Raw genomic sequence first — 25,586 nt, forward strand, 5'->3', positions numbered from 1 at the left:
CATGTTTCACGCTCGAAGCACCTTCCCTAGCAAAGATGTTTAACACAGCATCAAGACTACTTGCGACTGCCTATCTCCGTTGACCTTCACGAATGCGCCTAGAGATCCTCAAGTAAATCTCACGAAGTTTGTCGCCCGCTAATAAACCCGTTACTCCCAACATCGCTGGTATGCCTATTGCCACAGTGGCCGGATCGCCAACCTGCCATAGGGCGACCGACCCTGAAACAGCGGAAATCATCGTAGCTAGGTCGCGGAAGGTGTGCCGCAGCACACTAGGGATATCTTCTTGTTCTTTTATGGCATTGAGCGAGACCGTGACCTGCTTCAGGGATAGCGGCTCAGCTAGAAGGTCTTCGACCAGAGCAACTGTGTCTCGGGCAAGTGAGGCAGCTTCGCTCTTTGACAAAGACGCTACTTCACGCGAGAGTGAAGCCCCCATTCCAAGAGCGTCCACGAGTACCTCGTCATTACAGAGAATCTGCGCTATCCGTACCCCCTCCGTATTTGTAATCGCACCTACGTCCTGTTCGCTGCTTGTTGTACCTTGGGAAAGAGTAGACGCTTGGGTAACAATGACGTTTTTCGACCCATTTATGTTACCAATACGCTGCTTCATTTAATCACCTCGTTCTTGTAGTTAGGAACTATCTCCGAGTGATTCTCTTGCGTTAGTGGTCCGCGAGTAACAAACATTATGGTACGAGGGACAAAGTAGTCCACGATGCTGGGGCTGACGTCAACGGCTCGCGGCTCCCTCATCTCCATGAGATAAAAACCATTCTTCGCAAAAGTATTAATGTAGGTGGATAACGGTCTATGGTATTCTGTGAGCGCCAGGTCTCCTAGTCTCTTCCCAAAGGTGTGTTCGTCAAAGTAACTCGGCAAAAGTGAGAAGGAAACAGATAGATTTGCTGGCGATATGCATTTTCGCGCTCGCCACTGCGACTCGTTGAACTGAAAGGCAGGGTGAAGAACTGTCCACACTTGCAGTGAGTTCGGGGCACTGCATTTTGCCGCCAACTCGACAACACCCTCGAATTCGTGTGTCGAGTTAAGGACCATGCAGCAGGCTACCAAATCAAATTTGCCTCGGTTTAAATCTGGAGGCAGTGTGGTAAATGAAACGTTGTCCGCGTCGTTTTTCTTCCTCGCAAGATCAATCGCCTCCTCAGATGGATCGTACCCAACGACATTGTCCGCGTACTTTGCCATTGCTTTAGTAAGGTTCCCAGCTCCGCATCCCAAGTCCAGGATATTAAGGAAATGATTCGAGCGTGCAATCTCGAGAATCGGCTCATAAATCAGCTCGGAGCGCAAAGTTTTGGCCCGATCATCATCAGCATGGAATTGCTCGAACGCGGCAATTGGGAAAGCGTTGGGCAGCAAAGGCCCTTTGGCAGGAAGGCATGCTAAATCCCCCGCGTCCCGCTCTCCGAGGTCAGGGATAACAAGGCCATCAAGATTCTCCTCCTCTGTAGAAACGCCCTCCAAGGACACTTCCTCGGTTCTCAAACTTCCCCTCACGTCGCGAGCAGCTGTTATCACACAAGCGACGTGCTTACGCGCTCCGTACCGATCCCGAGCTAACCGCGCAGCTCGTTCGATCGTGCCGCCAGTGCCAGCAACTGGATCCAAGAACAAAATAACCTCAGGTTGAATCCCCTGAGGCAAACTCTCGTAAATAACCTTTCGGCCCTCTCCCTCTCTTGCAATTTGAACTAGACCAACAGCTGCAGATCTGAATACTTTTGCAAAGGCCGGGTACATGAGCAGTCCGCCGCGAAGGATAGGAATCAACAAAACCTTATTTTCCGGGAAGACTCTGAGCTGTTCGTGTAGCCTCAAAGCAAGGTTAGTCGACAATGCTATGACAACATCCCGAACTGCTGCATCACCGAGGTTCGGCTCGCGAAGCAACTGGTACATCGGGTCAATTCCTAGACTTTCGTTCATTGTAAGTCCCTTCCCAAAGCCTGGATAGCTTCTAGCTGTAAATCAGCAAAACTCGCAGCTTGTAACTGGTCTAAGATAACATGCCGCGTCAAAGGATTTGCGAGGCCACTATTTATTAGGGCCTTAAGTGCTATTGCTGTCACGAATCCGCATATTCGAGCGTCAGATAACAGGGTCTCTACAAGAGAGCAGACATCGTTCCTTCGCAACGCATCGGCAACTAAGGAAGGGGCCACGGGTTGCAGGGTTTCACATAACCAGTAGGGTCCTTCTGAAAGCAACACGCGGGTAATTGGATCTCCATAGAACCACTTCAGTGACTCTGCGAATGTATGAGTCCGAATATTGCAGCGCCGATCCGGTGCGGTAGCCGTGAAGACATGCAACGAGCCGTCATAGTCAAGGGTTATGGAAACACCGTCGTACGGGTAGTACTTTGCCTTGACGGCGTCATTGATAGCTCGACTCAAGACCAACCTCTCAGGTGAATCTTCAAATGGGGCGAAGTACTGTTGCAGTGATAGAGTCCGATCGGCGAGTTTCTTCTGCAGTTGTGAGCCTTTTCCTGTGAATCTCAGAACATTGAAAGTGACAGGCAGCGTGACATGCCCAGGCAAAGATATGACCTTGTTGCAGGAATCGCGTGACGAGATGCCACCGCCCAGGGCGTCAGCCAGAGCCTCGACTGACCGGTCATCCTCAAGAATAAGGCCTCGAAAGCCCAACTCGATATGGTCGCGAAAGGGTAACCAAGCGTGAACAAGATTAACATAAGCCTCTAGTGGTACCGGGTTAAACGCGGTCATGTGGAACTTATCAATGCTAGCTCTAATTATCAGGCGGGGAGATGAAGGATTACGACGACTCGCGCTGCAAATTTGTTTAAGAATGCGTTTGGTTACTTCTGACGCCCCAGCCCAGTTCGCTGCCGTGTCGATTTCAATGTACGGACAGTGGGCTTTTTGTAGGAGCTGTAAAAGAGAGTCCAACTCCAAAAAAGGCTCCCCGCCACCGGAGATAGTGATTTTAGCGGGTGTAGAATCTATTATATACTGGAGAGCTAGTTCAATGTCGACGTCTTCGAGACGCATTCTGGCCCCAGAAGTATTTGAGCCATCCGAGGAATACATGCAATGATCGCAGACGACGTCGCATATTCTAGTAAGATGAACATAGAAGTGGGCCCCACGATTGGGCGGCTCGTAAGTGTATGACATCGGCAGAGCGAGCAGTGCCATCCGAAACGATCGGGGGGTGTCAAAACACGATGTCAGGGCGGAAGTCAATTCACCACCTCCTGGAACATGTGAAATCAGAGCAATGGGCTATCCTGCAACAAAATAGAATGCCTATAAGCGTTACTAGAGGAGCCCTTCATCCTCAACAAGGTCATTATTAGAATACACTAGCTCATATATCTGATTGGGCTCCGTCAGTATGTTACTAACCCATGTGATTTCAAAAGCGCGTCCAATTGAGGTGTTACAACTGGGGCCGGCAAATCAAGTTGCCTTACAAGCCGAATGATGCGCCCTTCTCTCGCCTGGGTATTGCTAGCCATGGAAATCATGCCGGTGCCATGTTTTTCTCTCCACCTCGATAAGAAAACTAGTTCTGCAGATGACGATTGCACTAATTCCGCATCAAGGGTGCAGATCAGTTTCAAAACTATCTCCCCAAAACCAACGACACCTCGAAGGCTGATCTTGACGTTGCCATTCGAGGTTTGGGGAACATAGCTTGGTACTTCTTTCACCCCCAACGAGGCAGACGTGAGGGTTAAATACTCTGCCTGAGCGTCCAGGAATGCTGTAGAAGTGGTGCCTCCTGAGTGCACTAAAGCATTTCTTAGCTCTTTAAAGTAACGGTAACACTTAAGGAGGTCCTCAAGATGAGGCTTTGAATACTTCAGGTTCCTGCATAGAACAGGATAAAAAGCTCCAATCATGGTCTGAGACAGCGTTCCATTAATAGAAGCAATACCATACCCAACCCCCTTTGTTGGAGAACCAGCTGTGAGAGTTGTAGGGAATTGAAATGATTTTGCAAGATTGGTTGGTTGTCCCAATTCAACCAAAGCACCTTCACACCATGTTTCATAAAGTGCACAAAATTCTACTAGTAGGAATCTTGCAAATTCCTGCTGTTGATCTTCCCAAGATGTATTCAAACAAGCACGATGAAGATTAGCACCTTTGATGCCACTTCCTGCCACAAACCTTCCAGAGACCTCAGCATGAGAAGCCGACGGATTGACTTGAAGGTAGCCAGTCACTTGCCACCGCAGGTTCCATATTGCTGCTGCAGTGGGCCACACAAAGTCGAAGACATTTGTCAGTCGAGCGGCGACACGCTTCGATGTAAGAAGAAATAGTTTCTCTCTCATCCCGCCCCCAATCTTGAAATAACAGACACATGCCAACGAATCCAAGCTTTTGCGACGCTAAGCCACCGCATGGGGGGTGGTTGAACCGATCCGGATTCGGCTCTCACAGGCCATCCCAAACTTGAGAATTCGTCCGCCGGCTGATAATACTGGGTTTATGAGAGAAATACAATAGGGTGTAGTTCTCAGTTTTGTCCTCCTTTTAGCCGAGGTGCGGGGTCCGTTGGTTTACAAATGCCTACAGGCATCAAAGCACTTAGTATTTAATAATTTATTACTAATCTATTTATGGGATCTGAAGTATGGAGACAGGCAGATCATCGCCTTTTTTAGATTATCTACACTTTCATCGCCTGCATTTGATTGCCGTAGAATTTCAAGTAAATCCTCCTGGTTTGGTTGGCCTAATACCATACGGTAAAGCCTACGCTGCTCTTTGAGGGTTTTTACTCGCTGCACCTCTTCACTCGCCGGTAGAGTAATTACATATCGATTGATCTTCGCACCTTTAGCAATCCACCATGGCGCCATCCCCGACTGGTCCTTCAACTCGGAATCAGCAACTTTAGCCAGACGCTCCCAAGGGCTTGTATTCCTTGTGAGCTGTGGGAAAACGCGGTCTCCCTTGTCGCGCATGATTGCCTTCCTTACGGAGAGGCAGGCAAACCGTTGTATTCTACCCTCGCGCTGCTCCAGATCTACTGGGTTCCGGCACAAATCCCAATGCACGAGGGTGTCGCACCAATAATGGAAGTCTAAACCCTCCTGACCAATGGAGGTCGTGGTCAAAACGTGTGGCCAGAACGGGGAATTAAATGCCTTCCTCAGATCTTCGGTGCGCAGAGGCTTCTCTTCATGAAGAGTGCCCTGAGGGGTCCCACCTTTGACTTCTTCACGCGGTCTTGCCTCTGAGTCGATGAATGGCATGGCGCAGTGAACCCGAAGAGAAAATGTTTTAGCTGTACCTCTTTGGACGGGATGTATAAAGAAATTACCGGCGTGGATCGTCAGACTCTCCAATAAGGAAGAAGCCAGACCTCTGCCTTCAATGCTATTGGTTTTCAGCAACCAAAGATGCTCATCAAGCGTGGCCTCCAGATTTCCCTCTACGACCAAACGCTGAATGGTTTGGGGATATTCCTCCCCCTTCTTTTGAAATCCCTTCTTGAACAGTTTCTGGTCCAAATACCCTCTGAGCCCCTCCCATGCCACAGCAAGGAGCATATCAAGATTATGAGGCTGGAGAGCATCGCTCCAATGCCTTAATAATGCGCGTCCCACCGCTACTGCCGGCGAGGACAACGCGATGCGAGCCAGGGACATCAGATCTGATCGCGACACGACAGTCAGCGTTTTTCGCGACTCCTCATCACATTGATCAAGAAGAGCGGCGATGCCGGCTTCTGCCGATTTTTTCACAATGGACTTTCGCCCGAGTAAGCGCCATGCCACAGCAGTTTCACGCCATCGCCCGGCTTTAGCCTCCAGCCGGACAAGGAGGGACCAAGGCTTGATCGGGTGAATTTTTTTTCCGCTCTTCTTGGAATCGATCTTGATCCCATATCGGATCACAGCTTGCTCTAATTGCCTGTAAATCAGCCGTAAAGCATCCTTGTGAGTGCCACATTGCTGCTCAAGTGGATTGGTGACCTGGATCAGAAAAGGAGATGGAAAAAACAGTTCGAGAGCCGGAGCGCGACTCCCCAAAAGCTTATCTCCAGAGATGCGGCCGTACTTCTCTCCCTTAAGGTGCTGCGATTCAACGTCGTAGCTCAGAAATGCAGAGACTGCCTGTGGCACCGCTCGAAATCGGCTAAAAATTAAGATTTTGGAGGGATCAGGAACCTGGTGCCAAGGCCCTTCTAGTTTCCACCATGGAAGAGTAGGTGGTAACCAAGGTAGTGAAAGCAGCTTGCTGGTGGCTATCTCCTGAAGGCCGCGAAACTTGGGATGTGGAAGAGTGGGAATTCTTGAATAACGGTCCCTATCCTTCTTGCTGAAGGTAAATACGTTTTTCAGAGACACCTTCGGATGATTTTGCCTCCAGGTTTTCCACGCAACATAGCGCGGTCCCATGGTTTGAATCGGCATCGGAATTGATTGCCAGTAGGGAACTGCCGCAGACTGGTGTTTACTATAGCACTCGGCCAAGTGCCTAAAAATCTGTAGATCACTGGGGTGCAGACTTCCTTTTTTCTCATCGAGCACAAATTCGGAGTTGGTAAGTGCATGTGAGATACGCTCTGTTCTGCCAATGACAGGAGACAGCAAAGCTTCTATCTGGTCACGGATCTCGCCAGCTTCTTTTGTTTTCCATTTATTTTTTACGATCTTCTCTTCAAGAATGGAAAGCAAATCCTCGGCTTGCTTCCTGATCCCCTTGCCTTTGGGCCCGTATAAAAACTCAATGAGCTCATGAAATTGGGCGTGATGAGAGATATTATCGCCTCGGCGTGCATAAAGAGTGTATGGAGTAGCTGAAAGCAATAGAAGCTTTACCTTTCCATTTTCTCCTCGGAGCCTATGAACAAGGCGTTCAGATTCTTTCTTCTGGTCAACCTGAACCAGATCTCTAAACCTCTGAAATTCGTCAAAAATTACTAGGTCAGGTTGGATTTTTTCAATTGCTGCCAAGGCCAGGGCATTACGAAACCGAGGAATCAGAGCATGCAACGCTTTTTTAGTCCCTGCTCCAAGAGCCACGGCCAACAAGTCAGACAACTTTCGAGGCATCTGCGCATGATGTCCTATTTCAAATTCCTGAAGAATTCCATGTCTGAATGCCGACACGATATGTTTATTCGCATCCAGATACTTTCTTGAACTAGAAACACTTACCTCCCAAGCATTTAATTTCCTCATTTGGAGAAAACTCCAGTCTATTTGCGGACAAATCCGCTCCAGCAACGCCTGGAGTAAAGCCCTTTCCGGCTTCTTCCCGAAATGTGATCTTGATTTATTCCTGATCGGAATGGAGGTATCTGGTGTCAAAGTATAAAGATGAAACTTCAGATCATTCGGCAAAGCTGGTGCAGTCAGAAGCATGGTGAGTCGATCTTCCGTGCTCTGAGCGGCCTTACGCGCTTTTTCAGGCAAAATTTCCAATAATTTCGTTCGGTTCTGCCTGGCGATGGTAAGGTTGCTGCAGACATAAAAGACAATCAGTGGCTGCCCCCGCTTTTTTCTGGAAGTTCTATCAACCACTTGCTGAGCCACCAGCGTCTTGCCGAGGCCAACCTCATCCGCAACCAAAAAGCGACGCGCTCCTTTCGACAATGCATCAAGAGCTGCGTCTACCGTTGCATGCTGAAAAGGCTTTAGTTTAGATGTCATTTCGTCAGAACCTGTTGAACTATTTCCCATGCCTCGATAAATTCTTTGATAGCACGTGATTCATCTTTAGACACAGGATGCTCGGCCAAACGTGCAAGCATACTTGGAAGATACTTTGAAACCCTCTCTTGTACCGAATTCAGGACACCAGGATTGCGACTCCATGCGCTTAACACCATCTCCAGAGTCGGGGCCCAAATCTGAAAACTGTCGTGGTTGCTGGTGTAGTCATTTCCTCCTCTCTTAGGGCCAAAGTTTTGGTCCTCATCTTCAAAATGGGTTTCTTGCCCCTCCAAAATTGCTCTAATCCACTCTAAGAAGGCCTTTGGTGATAGCAACCGGGCTATGGCCTGCTGATCCCTTTCTTCGCCCAAGGGTGCCTTGAACGGAGTTAGCTGGACCCATTCCAGGTGTTTGCCGAGCAAGGACAGACGGACCTTTACAAACTCCGTCTGTGCATACAACGGAACCGGCGCCAGGATGAGTTCCTTCGTATTCCTCAGCCAGGTGACGTATTCTGTGGAGAGTTGGGCAACCTCCAACTGTATGTTTTCATTGTCCGGGTGCGGCGCAACATTACCGCTAAGTCTATTGCCTTTCTCAAACATTTCATGTACCAGCCGCCATCGGGCTGCCACCTGATTGCGAGCGACTTTCAGTTCCTCCTCTATTGGGTCCGAGTCCGGAGGATCCACGATTTCGGCATCCTTTATAGGCGTACTCAACCCAACCAAGGCATGAATGCCCGCGCCAATCCCGGCTGTAGCACTGAGTTTTACAACTACTTCGAAATTCCGCCCGCCCCAGCCACGAGAAGTGGCGTTTGCACTACCCATCCAAAGTGACTCTCCTTTGGCGTGCCGTGCATAAATCAATTTTGCGTGTAGGCCTCTGGATTCAAGGACTTCATCGTCCGAATCAACAGTATCAAAAGAGGTATCTTCAGAGGACTCTGGCGAACCAAGGTATCCTGCACTGAAGGCATTCAGGCTCCCACCATGCGAACGAACCAATTTGGCGAAGGCCGGCCTGGTAGACAGAATCCATCTTTTTACCCCTCCCCCACCCCAAGTGCCGAATTTATTGACAATCCCCCTATCAAGAAACGGTGAAACAACTACGACTTCCTTCAGACCATCTGGTACTTCGGGGAAATATGACCGGAGGTCAGGGCCAAGCAGGCATACCTCTTCCACTTTTATGCGCGGAGGCACTATCCAATTCACCAGCCCTAGTTCCCGTTTCAGCTGGTTGACTTTCTTTGCGTCGATCCTAGCCTTCTCCATAAAAAAGCAGATTGTCTCGACGAGTCCGGGGATCGAATTCCCTGCTTTGCCCTTTTCCCCTGTAATTACAAGCCCACTATCCCAGGAGATGTCCCTTGTCAGGTTTCTGCTTCCGATCCAAACTCGCCATTCAACCTTTCGCGCTTTATCGTCCGACACATGACGAGCAACAGTGAACTTTGGGTGCCAGGATCTTTTCTCTTCATCACAATCTACCTGGACCATCATTCGGTCCAATAGGGATAACAAAGGGCCGCCGGACCTTGGAAGTGAAATGCGTCCAGATTGTGAGATAACGTGGAACTTTCCACGCAGCTCTTCGTAAGACCGGGCAAACCGCAAACTGGAAAGTTTCTGCCCTTTGTCGTCTACGTTTACGCCCGCCGCGGCCATCAGTGCAGCGGTTACTGCCACCAAATCAGCGGAGTATGTTGCGAGAATCGCCATCTCCACCTTCCATCGGTGCTGAGGTTTCAACAAATCGAGATAGGGAATTCCCGGCCAATGTTTATTCTCCACAGTCATTCGTGTAAGTCCCTCAACATCCTGGTAACGACACTCCAGCGATAATGAAGCGGTTCCCCTGTGGGATCCCCCTTTTCAACGGCCATGGGAACCTGCCATTCACGCCGTTTTTCCTTTCCCGAGAAGGAATCCGAAAGGCGGGAACGTGAAATCGTCTTCCTGCTTCTTTCTGCGTATTCGTATAGAGGCAACAAATCTCTCAGGGGAAAGGGCTTTCTTATCCAATTTTGAGTTTCCCTGAGTACGTTCACGAAATAATCGGCCAAAACACCTATGTCTTCATGAATACCATCTATATCTAAATCAAGGGCCTTTGCTGCGTGCACCCTCCGCACAGCTTCGAGGTGCTCTACACATGAATTGCTTTTGGTAAAACCATCCTCTTGTCGGCGAAGTTCTACCAGTGCATCGTAAACTGCTCTTCCAATCGCCGACATTGCCGACGCTTGCCCTGCTCGGCGTAAAGCCATCTTGTCATTCTTATCTGCATAATTGATTAAATCCCCGCTCCATGGGCTCATTTTACCTTCATCCCAGAAGATGCCCTGATGAACAAGGCGTGACAGAAAGCTATCGGCCCCATCACTGCGAGTCACGCACTTAAGACGTTTCCTTAGGAAGACGCGTTCGTCTAGCGTGAGGGTAAAATTCAAAGGTTCTCGAACATTTTTCCAATCTGGCGGCATCGGTACATCAACAAAAATCGGGTCGACCTCACTAAGAGGGGATTCGTCATCATCAGCCAATCGAGAGCCAATTGCCTGGGACCTGATCATTCCGCTCACAGCAGAACGCGTGGGCACCGATCCATCAAGCCTTCGGTAAAGTAGCCCCCACGTAGAAAGGGCTGTCCAGTAGATGCTTGACGGCGATTGCGCTGTCGGATCAGGCCATTTCTCTTTTCCGATTATGCCTGCACCTGGCGCCATGTTGGCGTCAATCAGACGCTTGGTTAATTTCTTCTCTCCATCCTCAATAGCTGCCGTAACATCACCTAATGCACGGGAGGAACAGATATTTTTATAAATGAGGGGAATAAAGATGGTGTAACGGATGCGGGTATGAAGAACGGATGTGCCTGGAAAAAAGCGATTTGAATAACCTTGATGGAGAAGCAAGAATCCTATTTCATCTCTAACGCCCTGTTCGGAATTAAGTTCTGCCTCAGCTCGTTTTAAAGCATCCCGCGAAAGTAAAGTCCATCCGAGCGAAGAATCCACGGCCCCTCCAATAAAATCAGTAAGTCTGGTAAAACCTACGTTTCGGACAAATCGCCTCCAGATACTGGGGGACTCGTTGCCGATTCAAGTAGGGACACATCACATAAAGAATCGGAATTGGTACGGTACGCTACCTAAGCCTCGCATGCGCTTGACTACGCGTGCTAGTACCTTTGCGTACCCAATTGTCACTGGTAAAGGATCATACAAGGCATCGTTGTTCCAGTTCATTTTCGAGAGCGCAAGAATGGCATGAGCGGTTTCATCCCACGGTCCGTGACCAGCGTGTCGAACCAATCGCAAAGGCCGAGGGGTGCTTCGCCCTCCCTGAAAAAAGGCTCCACGATCACTTATGCCTCGCACATCGCCATGCACCCACAGTAGCGATTCACGGGGGCTTAAACTTACAACGGTGCCACGGGAGACAGGATAAGCTGCAGGTTTGCCTTTTTGGGTTTCCTTATCCTTGTCTAATCGGGTGCCACGCCACCCTACATCTTCAACAACCTGGACCAAATCAACCGTTTCACACAGGGGAAGGGCTTCCATGCAACCGTCAACCTCCTCCCGTTTGAACTCGGTCGTTTTGTGCACCATTACGCGACGTGGGGAGCGCCCCGCATGCCGACGACGGTACAGATCCATTGAACGTGTGATAACGCGAAACATCTCAGTGCGTGAGAGAAACGGATTGTCTCTCTGAACTTCCACCTCATGGGCATCGTAAGCGACAAACTCGAGACCAGAACCCTCAGCGTCGAAAACTTGACTGCAGCATGTCACGAAACGAGCCCCTTCAGACTCAGGCGAACGGACAGCGTAAGAGATACCTATGTAGGCTGTCTCGGGATCTACCTCAGCCAATTTCCAGGGGACACCTCCGGCTTTTGTATATAGTGCCAGCCCAATACGCCACATAACACTAGCCCTATGTGGATAAGCCAAAGCCTTGTCCTCACGTACCAACTGGATGGGGAGTCGCCGTGCTGCTGTGGCGGCCTTCAGATGGTCGTGAAGATCGAAGTCATCACCTACCCCTCCAAAGTAGCCCGGCATCCAACGATGGGGAATGTATATGAACAAGACATCGAATTTGGACCGTTGCGCTTCGAGTCCCTGTATTGCACGAGTGATGCGATCAGCTAGGACTATGTGCGGAGATGGTGAGTCCCTGAATTCCGTCTCTAGTTCTTTGTCGAGCTCGATATGACAGCCAGCGCCAGCGCCACCCATATGGAGCCCAAAAACACTGTGAAATCCTGGCCAATCAGGGAGATAATCGGCACGTTCGGTTGCCTTAGCTTCTGTCTTCAATTCCTTAAGAAAACCGTAGAGGAGTTTTCCCTCACCAGCAGGAGCAATTGTGGCGACCCGGATTGGATCGGGAACCAGCCCTCGTGAGTAAGGGCCAAATCTCAGAAGGCCACGCAGGGGGTGTACGTCCTGGTCTGAGTTGCGGTCAGGATGGAAAGAGAGTTTAGGTTCCGGTAACCACAGGTGAGGTGAAATTTGACTGTTCATGCTCCGGCCCTCCATGAGAAACCCGTTATGCTGGAAAGTCGGAAGACCGCATCTATTCCGCCTCCGACATCCAGTGCACGCATGTCGCCGCCATCACCGGCAAGGAGGTCAGCCCAGAAGTCGATGAGATCATTGAGTTGTTTATTGTAACGCTTGACTGTGCGCTCGCGGGCAAAATCCGTTGCCGCAGCCCTGTTTTCCTCAGTTATTCCGTCGAATACCGTGCGAGGTTCAACCAGAAGCCACAGCCGATTACCGGCCCAGTCAAGCCGAGTACCAACACCTTCTCGCCACTTTAAATCGGGGACACCTCTTACAGTGCCATGAATAGCCCCAACAATGCGGGTCAGAGGTTTCCAGACACTTTCCCTTGGGTCAGATGGTGCTAGCAAATCAGAACTCCGCCGGCGAATCACATCCACCCGTCGGCAGCGTCCGATAGCACAGATTAGGGCACTTCGTAACAGGCCGCGCTCGCCAGAATCGTAGCGCAAGCGCTTATCAGCAATGGCGTGCAGGTCAAACTCAGAGATATTGTGGCCAGAAAAGGCTGCGCGTACATCGCTGTCGCTGCCAAAAGCTAACACTCCGGATCGAGTACGAGCTACTAATATGTCAACGCCAGCCTTTTCCACAGCTTCCCGCGTTTCTACCAGACCACCTATCTGACAAACCACCCGCCGACATGTGGTCGGGATCTGAATTACAGGTAAAGCGTTGAGACGCAGAACTGGCCAACCACGGCGCCCAGCTGGCTGAGGTGCTTCAGTCCATCGACGGCGGTCTGTAGCGAAAGAATCGAGGACCGATGTATCGGTATTTTTTATTAACCGAAGCAGGTCCCGCATTGCCTCATCAAAATTTTGAATCTTTACAAGAGCTGCTTCCACACCAACCTGACTTGCTCGTGCAAGCAATTCCTCAACGCGGGGAAGCGGTGGATCTTCTCCGCGATGCAACCAAAACAAACCTGAAGGATAAGCCCCCTTATTTTGCAGAACCTCTTCCAGCGCATCCATAATCGAGTCATCACGTCCACTGTAGCCAGCGACAACCAGCCCGAAGCGTCTACATGAGTCTACAAATACCTGCCTCAGATGCGCGTCTTGGTGGCGCAACTCCTCACCCGTGTTCTTGAGTCGCCGAGACCGAAAATCCCCGTGCAGTTTTACCTCAATAGGCCATCTGCCTTCACCGATACACTGAGCTGCCAAATCTGGGGCATCAAGAGCAACAGTCGTGAGTGGCCCGGTTCCCCCATAGACCTTGGCACAAGCATCGGCAATGAGCGGATCGAAGTTCGTCGTCCAAACGACACGTGTATGTTGAGCCTGCATCAAGGTGGCGAGAGCCAAGTGTCCATAGGACACTTTCGCTCCGGCCATCTTTCCATCTAAGTAGGCACGACGATCAGACTCTGCCGGGTAGACTGCTTCAAAAAGCGCAGCGTACTCGTCAGGGGCCCCGAGAGCGGGCAATCTCCCAGATGAATCGATATAATTTTGCAACTGTGCCCGTATCCTCTGGTTTGAAAGGTCTGCTACAGACTGATACGAGATCCGGCGTTGGCTGATATACAGTTGCTGTTTAAATTCCCAAATCATGTCCCCGGCAGTAGGAATCCCCGCCGAAGCCGAAGCACCGGCCCCTAGCAGCCACATTAGGTTTCCAGCACGCAATGAGAAGCGTCGGACGAAGTCATCCGCTTCTATTTGAGGCATACCTTTCTTCTCTTTTTTCATCACGAATTGTCCAGTCACAGTTACTCAGAAATGGTTATTTGATCTCAAAGATCATCTATCGTTTATAGTCCGTATCCTTGCAACATCTTGGTAGTAAATTCCTCGGTGATGATGTTTTTAAAAAGATGATCCGCTAAGTATGGGTTGTTTTTGTAAATGGTGAAGTTGCAATTTGCACACATTCCTCTGATTATGGAAATCGTCTTATGCTGGTGCAAAAACTCGAGATCAAATTCACTTGCAAAGCTTTGAGCTTCGTCACAAATTGGACAATCAAGGACTTCTTCTCGTTCGTCGCAGCCCAAATCTTCACAGATTTTTTTAAGGAATTCTGCTGTGTAATCCATCTTAGTCATGTGCTCTTCGGAAAGCATTTCATCCTGCCAATGCGACATGTTCCAGTGTTGAGTGCCCCAACGCAATTTATGACCAAATGCATTGAAACAATAGGTAAACTTCAGATCTTTACGATCTTTTACCATATTAAAAACTGCTATAGCAACCTGGAACTGGTCTGAAATTTCAGGTAGCAATCCACCATACATACTCCCGCGAGTGCAGAGAGAAAAGCCAAATAAGTGAAGATACAACTGTTCCAGCAATGGAAGACCCGTTTTCAACATTAACTCTGCAGACACCTCATCATCTTTGGTACTAAAACCATAATGTATGATTTTATTACGCTTTTCACGAAAATCATATAACTGCCCTCTAGTGAAGGCCTTCGGCTGCGGAAGGCGGTCTACACCTTTATCGAGAAGCTGGCCAAATTTCGACATATCGCCGACTGGAATGTTTAAGCCTGCCTTGAGTGCGCTTTCAATTGCAGATGCGCATGAAATCAAAGCATGCGGAAAACGTCTCATGGAGATTAGCAAGAAAGCAGTCTCCAAATGTTGAAAAGAGCTAGCCAAAGGTGGCTTGTCCAGGAGATCAGCAGGAGTCTCACGAAAGAATATAAGATGTGGCTTGCCAGTAATATCGCCTGTCATAATCTCTCCCTACCGGACAGTCACAAAAATCTCTGTCGGATGTAACGCCCCTTCCACGTGGGCCTTTAAGGCCGCGAGCCGCAAGCTTTGCTCTTTTGACGGCAAGTTGAAGTCGAACTTTACAGAGTCATAGCCACCAGTGCCCGAAGAAACGGCACGCCAGTACGATACACCTTGATCTAGCCGAAGTTTTATCTGTTGCCCGTTTTTGAAATTAACCTCAAGAAGGCGTCCGTGCTGTATTTCGGTTTTGCTGGCTACCTGCAGTTCCACCTTAAGGTCCATGGTTTCGAATAGGTCCCTTACCACTTGGTCACGCAGCTGAATATCCGGCCAATCTGCCCAGACCACACTTCGAGCTCTGTACTCCCCTGCCGATCTTTGTTGGGTGGTAGCAATGGCAAGTGCTGGAGTAGGCCACCCTTCACTACCGACCTGATTATGCAGGCCAGAAATGAGGTCAGCCAATAATGCGATTGAGGCGGGTGTAAACAAGTAGCGATCCTGGTAGCGGATGCTAACGATATTTTTATCACAGCTTGCGAGGAGAGCCTTTGTTGCGGGGTGTTGATTAGTTACCATGCTCCAGAAACGATCGCCGAACCCCTTAAGTGGCCCGTCAAGCTCATGGTGGATTACGATTTCCCGATCTCCACCATCAATGTATTTTGGACGCACATCAGCCGAGGAAACTCGCTGTCCGGCAAGCACAAGGGGATCCAAATTTGTGCCCTTGATCAAGGGGCCATTTGTCTTTCCCCAGTCCGGACCGAAGGTGGCCGCCGAACCATCTCCCGTTGCCCACCTCGTACTCCCCCACTTGCTCACAACTTCGGCAAGTACAACACCATCCCCGGCCTGCGGGACCTCTGGAAGTGAAAGGATATTGATTCGAGGGTGATCTGCCAAACTGGCAAGAAGCAACATATCTGTTTCATTGGCTGAGGAAAGACCAGCCTGCGGGATTACGACAACGACATCGCGCTCCTGACCAGCTAACCGATATGCAAGGTGCCGAAGAGCAGAGGCGCCGACATCCCACTCTTTAATATCTCCTCCTGCGAAGAGGAGAATTTTGGCCGACTCTTCACGAGTCGCTTCACGCCAAATTCCTTCTGAGAGTCTGCCGTACTCAGGCTGAGATACCGATCCGAAATATGCAAGATCCTCTGGCAACGCGAGGGCATTCATCCAGTTTTCTGTTAACACACGCAACGCTGCACGGCGATCGAGGTTGTCAGCTGCGAAACGCTGATCGAAATCCAGAACGCAGTGCGGACATGCACTGTCGCAGTTAGCCTCACAGTCAAGACGCTTTCGGGCTAATCTAAAAATCTTCTCCAAGTACCTATCTGCGCTGGAGGCATATCCTGCGGCAAATCGATCATAAATAAGGATGGACTGACATTTTACGCCATCTTCCGGCTTAGCCTCTTTGACGTCACAGCCCAGTTCACTCGTCTGGACACCCATTGCTTCGGCCAGACTATCCCGGAGTGCAACCGCCAGGGTAAGAGCCGCCGTTCTATCTTGCAGCCAAACTCCGCTCTCCGTCATGATCTGCAGCTCAAATACATCCGTATAGGATTCATGACCGAGAGTCAGGCCAGGCTTTATCTTCCAGGTTTCTTGGCTGCCGGGACAAATCGCATCACCCTGTCGAGCCCCGCGCAGTTTACGATGTGGGCGCTCAAAACCCGAAGGAAGTGCATGCCCGGGAACCATCGGCTCGGCTCTACCACATGCAAGGCATAGTGCATAACCTTCCCCGTGTACACCACGGGATTGGTTGAAGATATGGCCACGAGTGTTTACCCTGAAACGGCCGGACATCGGATTTGCGAGGGGCAACCAATCACCTTGGGCACTTATCCATGGGGCCTCGACTGGAACAAAGTGCTGTGTCGTAACGTCATTGTTGGGATCTTCATAGAAATCCACTGCAAATCCGGCGGGCTCAAGGAATTCACGGATGTCTTCCGCCCGAATCCCCTTCCCACACTCATGACAATGCCTGCTGGTTTCAAGACTATGGCTTGAACCACTTGCTCCGCAGTAATGGCAACGCCAGACATACCGGATGTCCTGGATTTCTCGTACATCCTGCTGTGCCGCCGGTACATGCCAGTTGAGAGTTATGCCGGCGGAGCGAAACACCAGTCCGTCTATCACGACCTCGGAACCCGGGGCGTATTCACGCAGGGCGGTGACCCGGTCACGGCTGGCAAGCTCTCGCCTCCGATAACGATTGTCTTCTCTGCTCCCGTTTTTTTTGTCAGACTTCATCCTTTTAAATTGGCCAACAGTCAGGTTGTCAAATGCAGCTATATCTGTTGGGAAACCATGTGCGGGTAAAAAACCATGAGTTGCCAGTTCACGCAACAGGTACTCGCCCGACATGCGCGTTTGGTGCAATTGAACTGCCCTGTAGGCAGGATTACTTTCACCCGCGCCTCTTAATTCTTGTTCCTGTAATGCTAGTGCATCCCACTCGGCGGACCAAACTGTACGAACTCGATCCATCATATCGGCGACCTGGCGTGCAAGCTTGGCGGGGGGATGCCCCTCGAACACGCTGTGGCGGGACAGTTGCCGCAGTCCCTCGGCAAGAGGAGACGCCGGTATTGGGTCGTAATCCCTGCACCAGGCCGTAAAGGCTAAAGCTGGGTTGGTCTGGTCGGCAAAAAACCATCCGCAGGTCATTTTAGTTTTTTCCTGGCTGCTAGAAGCAAGATGCTGAGACAAAAAGTGGGTAAGCAGGAATGCGTTGACATGCCGCTGCACGATTATCGCACTATCGAGAGATACCCGAGGTACCGGTAACACAGTGTCGAATGCCCAGCGACTATTACCGAATACCGCCTGATCATGGGGATTCGATTTGCACAGAGTCATTGCTACCGAATGCACTTCGCGCCGGCGACCTGCACGGCCGGCTCTCTGTAGATAGTTGGCCGGATGCGGCGGTACATTGTTCATAGCAACCATCCCAATGCCGCCGATGTCGATCCCCATCTCCATTGTCGTAGAACACGAAAGAAGGTTCAGGTCACCAGTTTTAAAAGCTCGCTCGTAACGGTCCAGGGTAATGGAATCCTGCTGTGCAGAGTGTTCAGCTGCAATGAAGAAAGGGGCGAGTTCAATGATCCGGTCGTTAAGGTTCGACCATAACCCTTCCTCGCGGAGACCTGCGATGGTAGGTTCCAGCGATAGCCATTCTCTCCCGTGTCGGACCCGATCAAGGTCGTCGGTCAGGCCACCGAATGGTTCATTATAAAGGGGCAAAGATACTTTTTGGCACACAGCCATACCTGCAGCAACTCGACGCGGCAGGTACGGAGTGACACATCTGAGCGTGGTATCTAAAAAGCGTCGTGTAAAGGGGCACACCCACGCACTCTCCATTGGAGCAAAAGCCAGTTGGTCTAAGGACACCATACGTCCATCTGCGGTCATCTGGAACAATCCAGCAGCAAGTAACGTTTCCCAGGCCGCTTGAAGAATGGCATCTATGCGGTCTTCTCCGTCAGGGGTTTCAATGTCTGCATTCAAAACATAGGACAAGATTTTCACTAACGTGCTTTGCTTTCCACTGCGCCTTGCACGAGGCCAGCGACGCTGGTGCCGCGCTGTGTAAACCTCGTCACGCGGCACAAGCTGTGTCGGCGGGAATGACATCCCAAGCCAATTCCGCCAAGCCGGTGGAATCATAAGCGACCCACCGGCTCGGACGAAGAAATCCATACACAGTTTGAGGAAACTGCGCCAATCCTCGATTGAGAAGCCCCCGGCTTGCACCACCACCGGTGGAACATCTCTTACCCGGTCAACAGCAGGATAGCAAACTGCTACCATTCCCATAGTCTCGAGGTTGTTCTGACGCTTTGGACGTCTTCCAAACTCTCTTACCAGGAACAAGCGAGCTAACTCCAGGGTCCCGCCAGCACTCCCGAACGTGTCTGGTGCAAAACGTCTATAATTTCTGAGCATGCGCTCGAAGTCCTGCCCTTGATTGGCAAGAAATTGGGCAAGATCATTGAATAATATAGGTGTCGGCTTGGCAAGCTGGACCAGTTCAGCTTTTTTCTGGTCAATAAGTTTGTTCAGGGCATCATTCCTCAATGAAAGAGGAATCTGCAGCAAGGTTTCAATCTCCTGGTTTAATGACACGGCCTGTTGACCAGCCTGTCCTTTTCCATGTTGGAGTGTAAGGTGATAAACAAGACTGCGCACCCTTGTCCGCTCTGCATCCTGCTGGAGTTTGGCTGCCATACGCGCTGTGCCCTGACGACTGTCGTTGAAGGTCAACAGGCGCCGTCCACGGTACGGATGGTCTGCAGGTTTATCACCGTCAGGGGCATACTCCAGCAACGTAGGCAGGATGTTACCCAGCAAAAAAGGAGCACCAATTCGACTCGACTGAAACAAACGATTTCGCGGTGACTGCTCCCCCTCACAGGCTGGGCAGATCAAGCCATCACCGTCTTCCTCGTGCCCCAATAGCTTCAATATCCCGGCATCATTCTCGGTTATCTTGCGAGTAACACGATCGAGATAGATTTCGCCCACACGTGGCAAAGGGCGATTGACGATTAGAACTTTACTCTGCGGACCCGTGATTAGTTCGTCTTCTTGAGACTCGTCGCCTGCCTCAGCGGTTTCCTCTACAGCCTCACCTTTCTCGACTTCTAATTCAAATTCGTCAATGGCATTTGGATTCTGAAGATGCGATAAAACCCCTCTCGCCTCGCCAGACATCAGGTAAACCTCACCGCAATCATTGCAGGTAACCACCTCATATGCGGGGCTTCCGCATTGGCAATGCTTTCGCGGCTCCAGATAGACCTGGCCAAATGGCCATTGCTTATCATCAAGGTGCAATCCAACCTTTTCCGGACAAGCCTGGTCGGAACATGCCCAGAGGCCGGAGAGGGTTTGATGAAAAAGATGAGCCCGCAAGGGTAGAAACGATGTACCGCTATCATCGCGTGTACTGGAAAGGAGATCCAACCAGCGCAATCCCTCCCGTTGATCCTCCAATGACAACAAATCAGTATCATTGCCGCGAATCGCGCCGCAAACTTGTGACAAACGCGCAACAGAGGGCTTCTGGGGAGCACCAATAAAAAGATGACGCAGTTTACGGGCGATTCGGTGACTGGAAAGCGCTTCGTAGCGTCCATTTGACAACGCCATGCCGGCATCCACAGTCTCTAGTGTTTCAACCGGATCGTTGTTGTCGGAATTTGCGGTCGGTAGGTCTGGCACTAGTCTTTCACCCGCCACCACGTGAACCCGTTCCTCTCCAACCCCTGCCAGTTCTGCCAAGAAACGCCGCAGGCCTTGCCCAGCCTCTCCTTTGGGATCACCTATAGTCGCTGATGTGGCTATGAATCTGACATTTTCAGGGGATACCCCAAAAGCCGCCAGTACGCGACGCAGAAGCAAGGCAACCTCAGCCGCTTGCGATCCCACATAGCTATGGGCCTCATCAAGTACGATCCATTCGAGTTTGCCTTGGGATTGATCGAGAATAGGCTTGTCGATGGTGCGCACAAGCATATACTCCAACATGGTCGCGTTGGTGACCAGAATCGGGGCAGGACTTTCGCGAAGGGTTTTCCTATCGATTACCTCATTGGGACGTTCACGTCGTATCTGCTCGCGAACTTCATCCTCAGTGTTACCGTTGTAAAGACAAAAACGGATGTCGCTGCCGAATGTATGCGTCCAGGCACTCAGGCGGTCGCGCTGGCTGTTAATCAGTGCGTTTAACGGGTAAAGGAAAAGTGCACGCACTCCAACAAGTCCACTAGATTTCTCCTGTTTGAGGCGTACAAGTCGATCGAGAATAGGGACCATGAAACATTCCGTCTTGCCCGAACCGGTGCCGCTCGCCACGACGACAGATTGAGGAGTCGGTTTTGAGAGGATTTCCCAAGCCTCCAGCTGATGCTTATATGGATATTGCTCCTTGGAAAATTTGTAATCGTCAGCCAACTCCTTGGGAGGGGAATCCATAGCATTCACCAACTCAGGTGACAATAGTCCACCGGCCAGTTGGCTCATCTTTCGGTCTGCCACCTTCCAACCGAACACCGCCTCAAAGGTTGGATCAGCTAGAAAACTACCCGTCTCGCCAAAAGGTCTCGAAAACACCTCCGCAAGGTGCCGTCTTAAAGGGATGTTAGCGCAACCCATTTGGCTGATAGTGGCTTGTTTAGCACGCTCCGACAAGTGAGGGAGAAGATCGGCAAAATACGCAGTGGTCATTGTTTCTCCTCAATATTCAGCAGGCCACCTGCCACGCAACGGGCAACGGTCCAGTAATAGGCTTCGGTAAACCAATCAGGATCAAAGGCGATATGTTTTCGTAACTCATGAACCAAGTCGGGGTCACCAAACCATTCCTCGCAATCATCGGTCGCGACCTGAGCTGCTAAAAAAATTGGAAGGTTCACAACTCCGTACTGAAAACCCAGATCTTGCTTACAAAAAAAAGATGAATAGGTTGCGTAATTGGGGGTACGCAATTTGCCATTTTTAAAGTAAGTCGGCCACTCGATGCAAGTGTTGTCGGTATCTGCATGGTTCCTCAGTAATTGCTGGAAAGGGCAATCATCTCCAGAGAAGAGAAATCCTCCCATCGAATCAACGCCGAGTTTTCGAAACAATTGGATTTCTGGAGGTGTGTCGCCAGTCGCAGCCGCACGGGCCACGCCAAGAATCGTATAAAGGGCCGGATGATACGAAGTCAATTCTGCTATCCGATTGTCAAGATGGGAGGTAAATACTGTGGCTCCAGCAGTTCCGTACCAGGCATCACATTGGCGTTTAAGATTTGTCATCGCCACGAGCCAGGCAGTAAACGGAACTGTCTCCCAGACGAAGGGTAGTTCAGAGGCAAAGCGTTCAACAAAGGAAATGGGAAGGGAACTAAACCGAATCACCAACGCCGCCATCCCATGTGCCGAACGTGCGAAGCACCGCCAAATGTCAAGAGTGACGAGTGGGAGGTGCCCTAATTGAGTGACCAACCGCTCCACATCGGCCCATCCATTATCAAGAAAATCTCCAGAAATAGTTTGAATGGCCTTATCCAGTGCCATGACCCGCGGAACCTCCTGAGGGATTCCGATTGCTGTCGCAATCAGGCCTTCAGTCGTCGCATAACCGTCAACAGGCCATATGGTGGGACGAAATGAAAGAGAAGCATCTTCACGGGGAAAGATAAGCCATGACCCTGGTTCGCGCTGCTGAGGGTTAAACTCCCATGCGCCGGTAGCTACCCCTTCAGAGGTAAAACCAGAGAGACGGACAGCATCCTCTCCAGGGAAATCCAATCTCATGGCCATTACAGGAAGCTCTATCAACGCATCCTCAGAGATGCCGCGGAAACCGCTGGCATCAAGTGAGACCCTACCATTCTCCCGAACTAGGCGAGATTCATAACGAGCTATACGCAGTCGCGCAGAGATCGCACTCCCAATCCGCACTATGGCCTCGACACTTGCATCCGGCCTGTCATCAGTGGCGAGCAATTGGGCGATCTCCGAGGCATAATCTTGGAGCCTGATTTCGACATGCAAAGACTGATCAGCCATTAGAAGGCTGAATAACGAGCCTTTACCGTTACCCGACAGTCGAAACTCCAAGGAGATGCGCTTTGAGCATGCCTGGCTTCCAGACAGGCAAAGGATTCTAACCCCGAGCAAACGATTGGCCGACAGCAGACTTCCTGACTGCAATTCACGGCCTTTTGCATCGAAGGCACGGGCTCCTTGGGCTGGATAAGGAAGGCGGACTCGCGCCGGGACCGGAGTCTGAGACCAAAAGACATCCAGTTCAACCCACTCTGGGACACTATCGCTTCCTGCTACCTTGAGCCCAATCGATAAATAATTAGAGTTCCGGATAACACTGGAACTTACTCCTGTAGTCACCAAAACGGCGCTGATTGCGCCCCAGTTCTCAAGCCGGATTTCCCCAGAACGTGCATCAGTAAAATCCATTGTAGTTTTGGCGTTGGGGGGCAGGATGACCATACGTGATCGGAATTTGACTTCGCCTGCCGCTGGATACCACATTTCTGCTGGGCCGGAGGGGTTGGTCCCGACCAGGCCCCGTGTACCAATAGGGCGCCACCCGAATGCGCCCGCCATTTGCTGAGCGCCACCATTTTCATCGATCTTGAATAATTTTGGTACACCCAGAAACGCCATGGACGGTCTAGTGAACTCTCCCCACAAGCGTTGACCTCGCCATTCGTAGGTTTCAAGTTTTGCATCAGCTCGGCCCGTTCGGACACGACAAACAGCATCATTCAAAGAAAAACAAGCGGTACCGCGCACTCGAAAGACTTTTCTTTCAAATTGATGAAGCACACCTTCAAAAATTGGAATGTCCTCTTCCATTGCTGAGACATCCCAACGTGGAGGAAGCGCAACAAAAGCCTCGCTTGTCGCTACCGCCCCGCTGCCCTGCCGTACTAACGCATTCACTTCGTCACCGGCATCAAATACCCATGGTAGATCCTGATCAAGCGACTCTCCGCGGAATCCTGTCGTCGACCACGAGCGGCCATCGGGAGCAGAGAGACGCAATACATGCTCTTCGGCCGAATCGGAATTTGAGACGTTCCATAGACAGCGGTCGATACGGTACTTGTCGTGCCCGGCAAGTTTACGCATCGTGGTAGTCTGTTCTGTACCATTAACCTCCAGCACAAAATCCATCATTCGCGGCAGCAAACTTGATTCCAGGCCGAAGAGGCTTCCTACCTTTGCCACGTCTGCAGAATCAGGAAGAGTCACTCGAGAACACAAATGCCAGCGGCCATCTTGCCCCTGTTCCAGAAAACGTTCAACCATGCAGAGGCGGGATTGACGCTCCACTTTGGCAGTGACAGCGTCCTGTATAAGCTGTTCTATCAATTTCTGCGCATCTGCATCACCAACAGGCAAAGGGAACCGTTCGCGCCACGAAGGGATTCGATTTTCCAGTTGAGCTATTGCACCTGCACTTTGGGTAAGGCCGGCCTCGTCCTTGAGTCGCAACACGGTGATGACCACTTCGGCCAGTAACAAATAAATTTCAGCCTGCCGATAAGTGCGAGGAAGATATTGATTCAGACTTATGACCCATCCTTGAATATCGGTAGAGCTTGCAGTCGATCTGGTCGCCTCCTTGAGTACAATCCGCAAGATTCTCCCCAAGTTTCCCCTCGCTTGGACAAGAAGATGCATAGGAAGACCACCCTGTAAGGCAATGGTGCCTAGATAACGAAGGCCTCCGGTTGTGCGCAGCGGCAACTGCCAATCCCGGATCCCTGTACTCACACAGGCACTTCGCTGGGTGTGTGACCAACAGTCCGAGTCAACGTCAAGATCGTGAAGGATAGGTTCCCAGGAGAAGCCGCTGCCGTTGTAACGACGCCGCCACCATTCTGCAGCGTACAATACAAACAAGGCAGGAAAACCAGAAGCGTCCTTAATTATGTCAAGAGGTGTATTTGAAAATCGTCCGAATTTTCTGAGATATTCTTTGAGAAAGGTTTCAAGTGTGGAAAATTCTTCATCGGTAAGTCGGTAATCATAGAGAGGACGGCCATCTGGGGCATTAAGCCCTCTAGAGTTAAGCAGGTTGGTAATATGGGATTGAAAAACGCTTGACATCGTTTCCCCCTATTAATTACTCAATTCATTGCACTTAACATCGTTACCGCTGCTGCCCGGATAGCTATGCAATAGCCACAGCACATGAGACTTGACAAGTGAGCATAATCACACAGACGTGAAAGATTTGCTACTGAAACCTGCTTATTCCGGCCACAATGCCGAGATATAGGCCAGTTCGGCTCCCAGCATCTCTGTGAGATATGGGATGGGCGCTTTCAAGGAAAACAGCTTTCCATTTCGAACGTCCAACACCGCCATTATTTCTCCTTCACTGCAATGTGGCCTAAGGCATTCCTCCATCAGATGGGTAGCAATACCGATTCTGTTCTTTGTCAGTTCGTCGGCCTTAAAGTAGAGTTTGATCAGGTATGGCACCCCGTTTATGAGCAGGCCCAGTTCTGGGTTAACGCTGACCGACACCCCGTGCCGTTCAAACGTGTCATTGGCAGGCTCAAACCACTTAAGGGTCTTGTTCCCCCACCATGCCGTGTATCCTTCTATGGCTGCAGGGTAATTTTTAATTTTTTTCTCATCCGTCAATAGTTGTTTAAGTTTGTAGAGACTGGCTTTGGGAAGGTTATTTTGGTGGGTATCTGTAATGCGGTCGCGAAGGGGTTTGTAGAAGTCGGTAGCGGGAGAATATTTTGGCCTATTGATCACACTGCGGACTTTGGTAGCCTTAGGCGTGCCACTCTTGGATACAACGTCAACGAAATCTGTCAATGACATTTTGCGCATGTAATTAGTCTCCTTGGCTTGATCGTTCGTAGGAAACAGTTACACGCTGCGTGCCAAAATCGTAAGCTACTGTCTTTAGGCTTTTTTTAGATATAGGAGGGTCCCGAGGGGTGAACAAATTGAGGGAATACAGGGGGAACTATATAACTTTAATTGTGGTAGGTACAAACTTTATTATCAGGTGGAGTTTTTCTAAAAAATGGCAGAATA

The 25,586-nt window shown here is 50.4% G+C and carries 13 protein-coding genes; all 13 read right to left on the bottom strand.

The window, feature by feature from the left end:
- Positions 1–70: 70 nt before the first annotated feature.
- The gene (locus D6Z24_RS07395) at positions 71–619 is read right to left on the bottom strand and encodes a hypothetical protein (protein ID WP_129125919.1); all 549 of its coding nucleotides are present in this window, start codon (positions 617–619) and stop codon (positions 71–73) included.
- Positions 616–1,956, bottom strand: coding sequence for a uracil phosphoribosyltransferase (locus D6Z24_RS07400; protein ID WP_129125920.1), 1,341 nt, complete (start codon positions 1,954–1,956; stop codon positions 616–618). Before D6Z24_RS07400 ends, D6Z24_RS07395 begins: the two co-directional genes overlap by 4 nt.
- Positions 1,953–3,047: a hypothetical protein gene (locus D6Z24_RS07405; RefSeq protein ID WP_342782624.1), complete on the bottom strand. Its 1,095-nt coding sequence runs from the start codon at positions 3,045–3,047 to the stop codon at positions 1,953–1,955. The genes D6Z24_RS07400 and D6Z24_RS07405 overlap by 4 nt, the downstream gene beginning before the upstream one ends.
- A gap of 341 nt (positions 3,048–3,388) precedes the next feature.
- The gene (locus D6Z24_RS07410; RefSeq protein WP_129125922.1) at positions 3,389–4,342 is read right to left on the bottom strand and encodes a hypothetical protein; all 954 of its coding nucleotides are present in this window, start codon (positions 4,340–4,342) and stop codon (positions 3,389–3,391) included.
- 282 nt (positions 4,343–4,624) lie between these two features.
- Positions 4,625–7,705, bottom strand: coding sequence for a DEAD/DEAH box helicase family protein (locus D6Z24_RS07415; RefSeq protein ID WP_129125923.1), 3,081 nt, complete (start codon positions 7,703–7,705; stop codon positions 4,625–4,627).
- Positions 7,672–9,408 carry a phospholipase D family protein gene (locus D6Z24_RS07420; RefSeq protein ID WP_129125924.1) on the bottom strand — a complete coding sequence of 579 codons (1,737 nt, stop codon included), beginning with the start codon at positions 9,406–9,408 and terminating at the stop codon, positions 7,672–7,674. The genes D6Z24_RS07415 and D6Z24_RS07420 overlap by 34 nt, the downstream gene beginning before the upstream one ends.
- Positions 9,409–9,482: 74 nt before the next feature.
- A complete protein-coding gene (locus tag D6Z24_RS07425; protein ID WP_129125925.1) occupies positions 9,483–10,706 on the bottom strand; it encodes a DUF6361 family protein in 1,224 nt (407 codons plus the stop codon).
- Positions 10,707–10,805: 99 nt separating this feature from the next.
- On the bottom strand, positions 10,806–12,227 hold the full coding sequence (locus tag D6Z24_RS07430; protein WP_129125926.1) for an argonaute/piwi family protein: 1,422 nt from the start codon (positions 12,225–12,227) through the stop codon (positions 10,806–10,808).
- Entirely contained in the window at positions 12,224–13,969 is a 1,746-nt protein-coding gene (locus tag D6Z24_RS07435) for an SIR2 family protein (RefSeq protein WP_246014598.1), read from the bottom strand. Before D6Z24_RS07435 ends, D6Z24_RS07430 begins: the two co-directional genes overlap by 4 nt.
- 62 nt (positions 13,970–14,031) lie before the next feature.
- Positions 14,032–14,961 carry a hypothetical protein gene (locus D6Z24_RS07440; RefSeq protein WP_129125927.1) on the bottom strand — a complete coding sequence of 310 codons (930 nt, stop codon included), beginning with the start codon at positions 14,959–14,961 and terminating at the stop codon, positions 14,032–14,034.
- A 9-nt stretch (positions 14,962–14,970) separates the two neighbouring features.
- A complete protein-coding gene (locus tag D6Z24_RS07445; protein WP_129125928.1) occupies positions 14,971–21,234 on the bottom strand; it encodes a DEAD/DEAH box helicase in 6,264 nt (2,087 codons plus the stop codon).
- Complete coding sequence (locus D6Z24_RS07450) at positions 21,231–24,635, bottom strand: STY4851/ECs_5259 family protein (protein WP_129125929.1); 3,405 nt, start codon at positions 24,633–24,635, stop codon at positions 21,231–21,233. Before D6Z24_RS07450 ends, D6Z24_RS07445 begins: the two co-directional genes overlap by 4 nt.
- Positions 24,636–24,779: 144 nt before the next feature.
- Positions 24,780–25,376, bottom strand: coding sequence for a hypothetical protein (locus D6Z24_RS07455; protein ID WP_129125930.1), 597 nt, complete (start codon positions 25,374–25,376; stop codon positions 24,780–24,782).
- Positions 25,377–25,586: the final 210 nt, after the last annotated feature.

The organism is Geomonas oryzae (genome assembly GCF_004117875.1).
Classification (GTDB): Bacteria; Desulfobacterota; Desulfuromonadia; order Geobacterales; family Geobacteraceae; genus Geomonas; species Geomonas oryzae.

What these genes read in the sequence shown, in the direction of transcription:
- D6Z24_RS07400 (WP_129125920.1), bottom strand. Translation starts at nt 1,956, where the DNA reads ATGAACGAAAGTCTAGGAATTGACCCGATGTACCAGTTGCTTCGCGAG.
- D6Z24_RS07420 (WP_129125924.1), bottom strand. Translation starts at nt 9,408, where the DNA reads ATGGCGATTCTCGCAACATACTCCGCTGATTTGGTGGCAGTAACCGCT.
- D6Z24_RS07410 (WP_129125922.1), bottom strand. Translation starts at nt 4,342, where the DNA reads ATGAGAGAGAAACTATTTCTTCTTACATCGAAGCGTGTCGCCGCTCGA.
- D6Z24_RS07430 (WP_129125926.1), bottom strand. Translation starts at nt 12,227, where the DNA reads ATGAACAGTCAAATTTCACCTCACCTGTGGTTACCGGAACCTAAACTC.
- D6Z24_RS07455 (WP_129125930.1), bottom strand. Translation starts at nt 25,376, where the DNA reads ATGCGCAAAATGTCATTGACAGATTTCGTTGACGTTGTATCCAAGAGT.
- D6Z24_RS07445 (WP_129125928.1), bottom strand. Translation starts at nt 21,234, where the DNA reads ATGACCACTGCGTATTTTGCCGATCTTCTCCCTCACTTGTCGGAGCGT.
- D6Z24_RS07395 (WP_129125919.1), bottom strand. Translation starts at nt 619, where the DNA reads ATGAAGCAGCGTATTGGTAACATAAATGGGTCGAAAAACGTCATTGTT.
- D6Z24_RS07405 (WP_342782624.1), bottom strand. Translation starts at nt 3,047, where the DNA reads ATGCGTCTCGAAGACGTCGACATTGAACTAGCTCTCCAGTATATAATA.
- D6Z24_RS07440 (WP_129125927.1), bottom strand. Translation starts at nt 14,961, where the DNA reads ATGACAGGCGATATTACTGGCAAGCCACATCTTATATTCTTTCGTGAG.
- D6Z24_RS07450 (WP_129125929.1), bottom strand. Translation starts at nt 24,635, where the DNA reads ATGTCAAGCGTTTTTCAATCCCATATTACCAACCTGCTTAACTCTAGA.
- D6Z24_RS07415 (WP_129125923.1), bottom strand. Translation starts at nt 7,705, where the DNA reads ATGGGAAATAGTTCAACAGGTTCTGACGAAATGACATCTAAACTAAAG.
- D6Z24_RS07435 (WP_246014598.1), bottom strand. Translation starts at nt 13,969, where the DNA reads ATGAAAAAAGAGAAGAAAGGTATGCCTCAAATAGAAGCGGATGACTTC.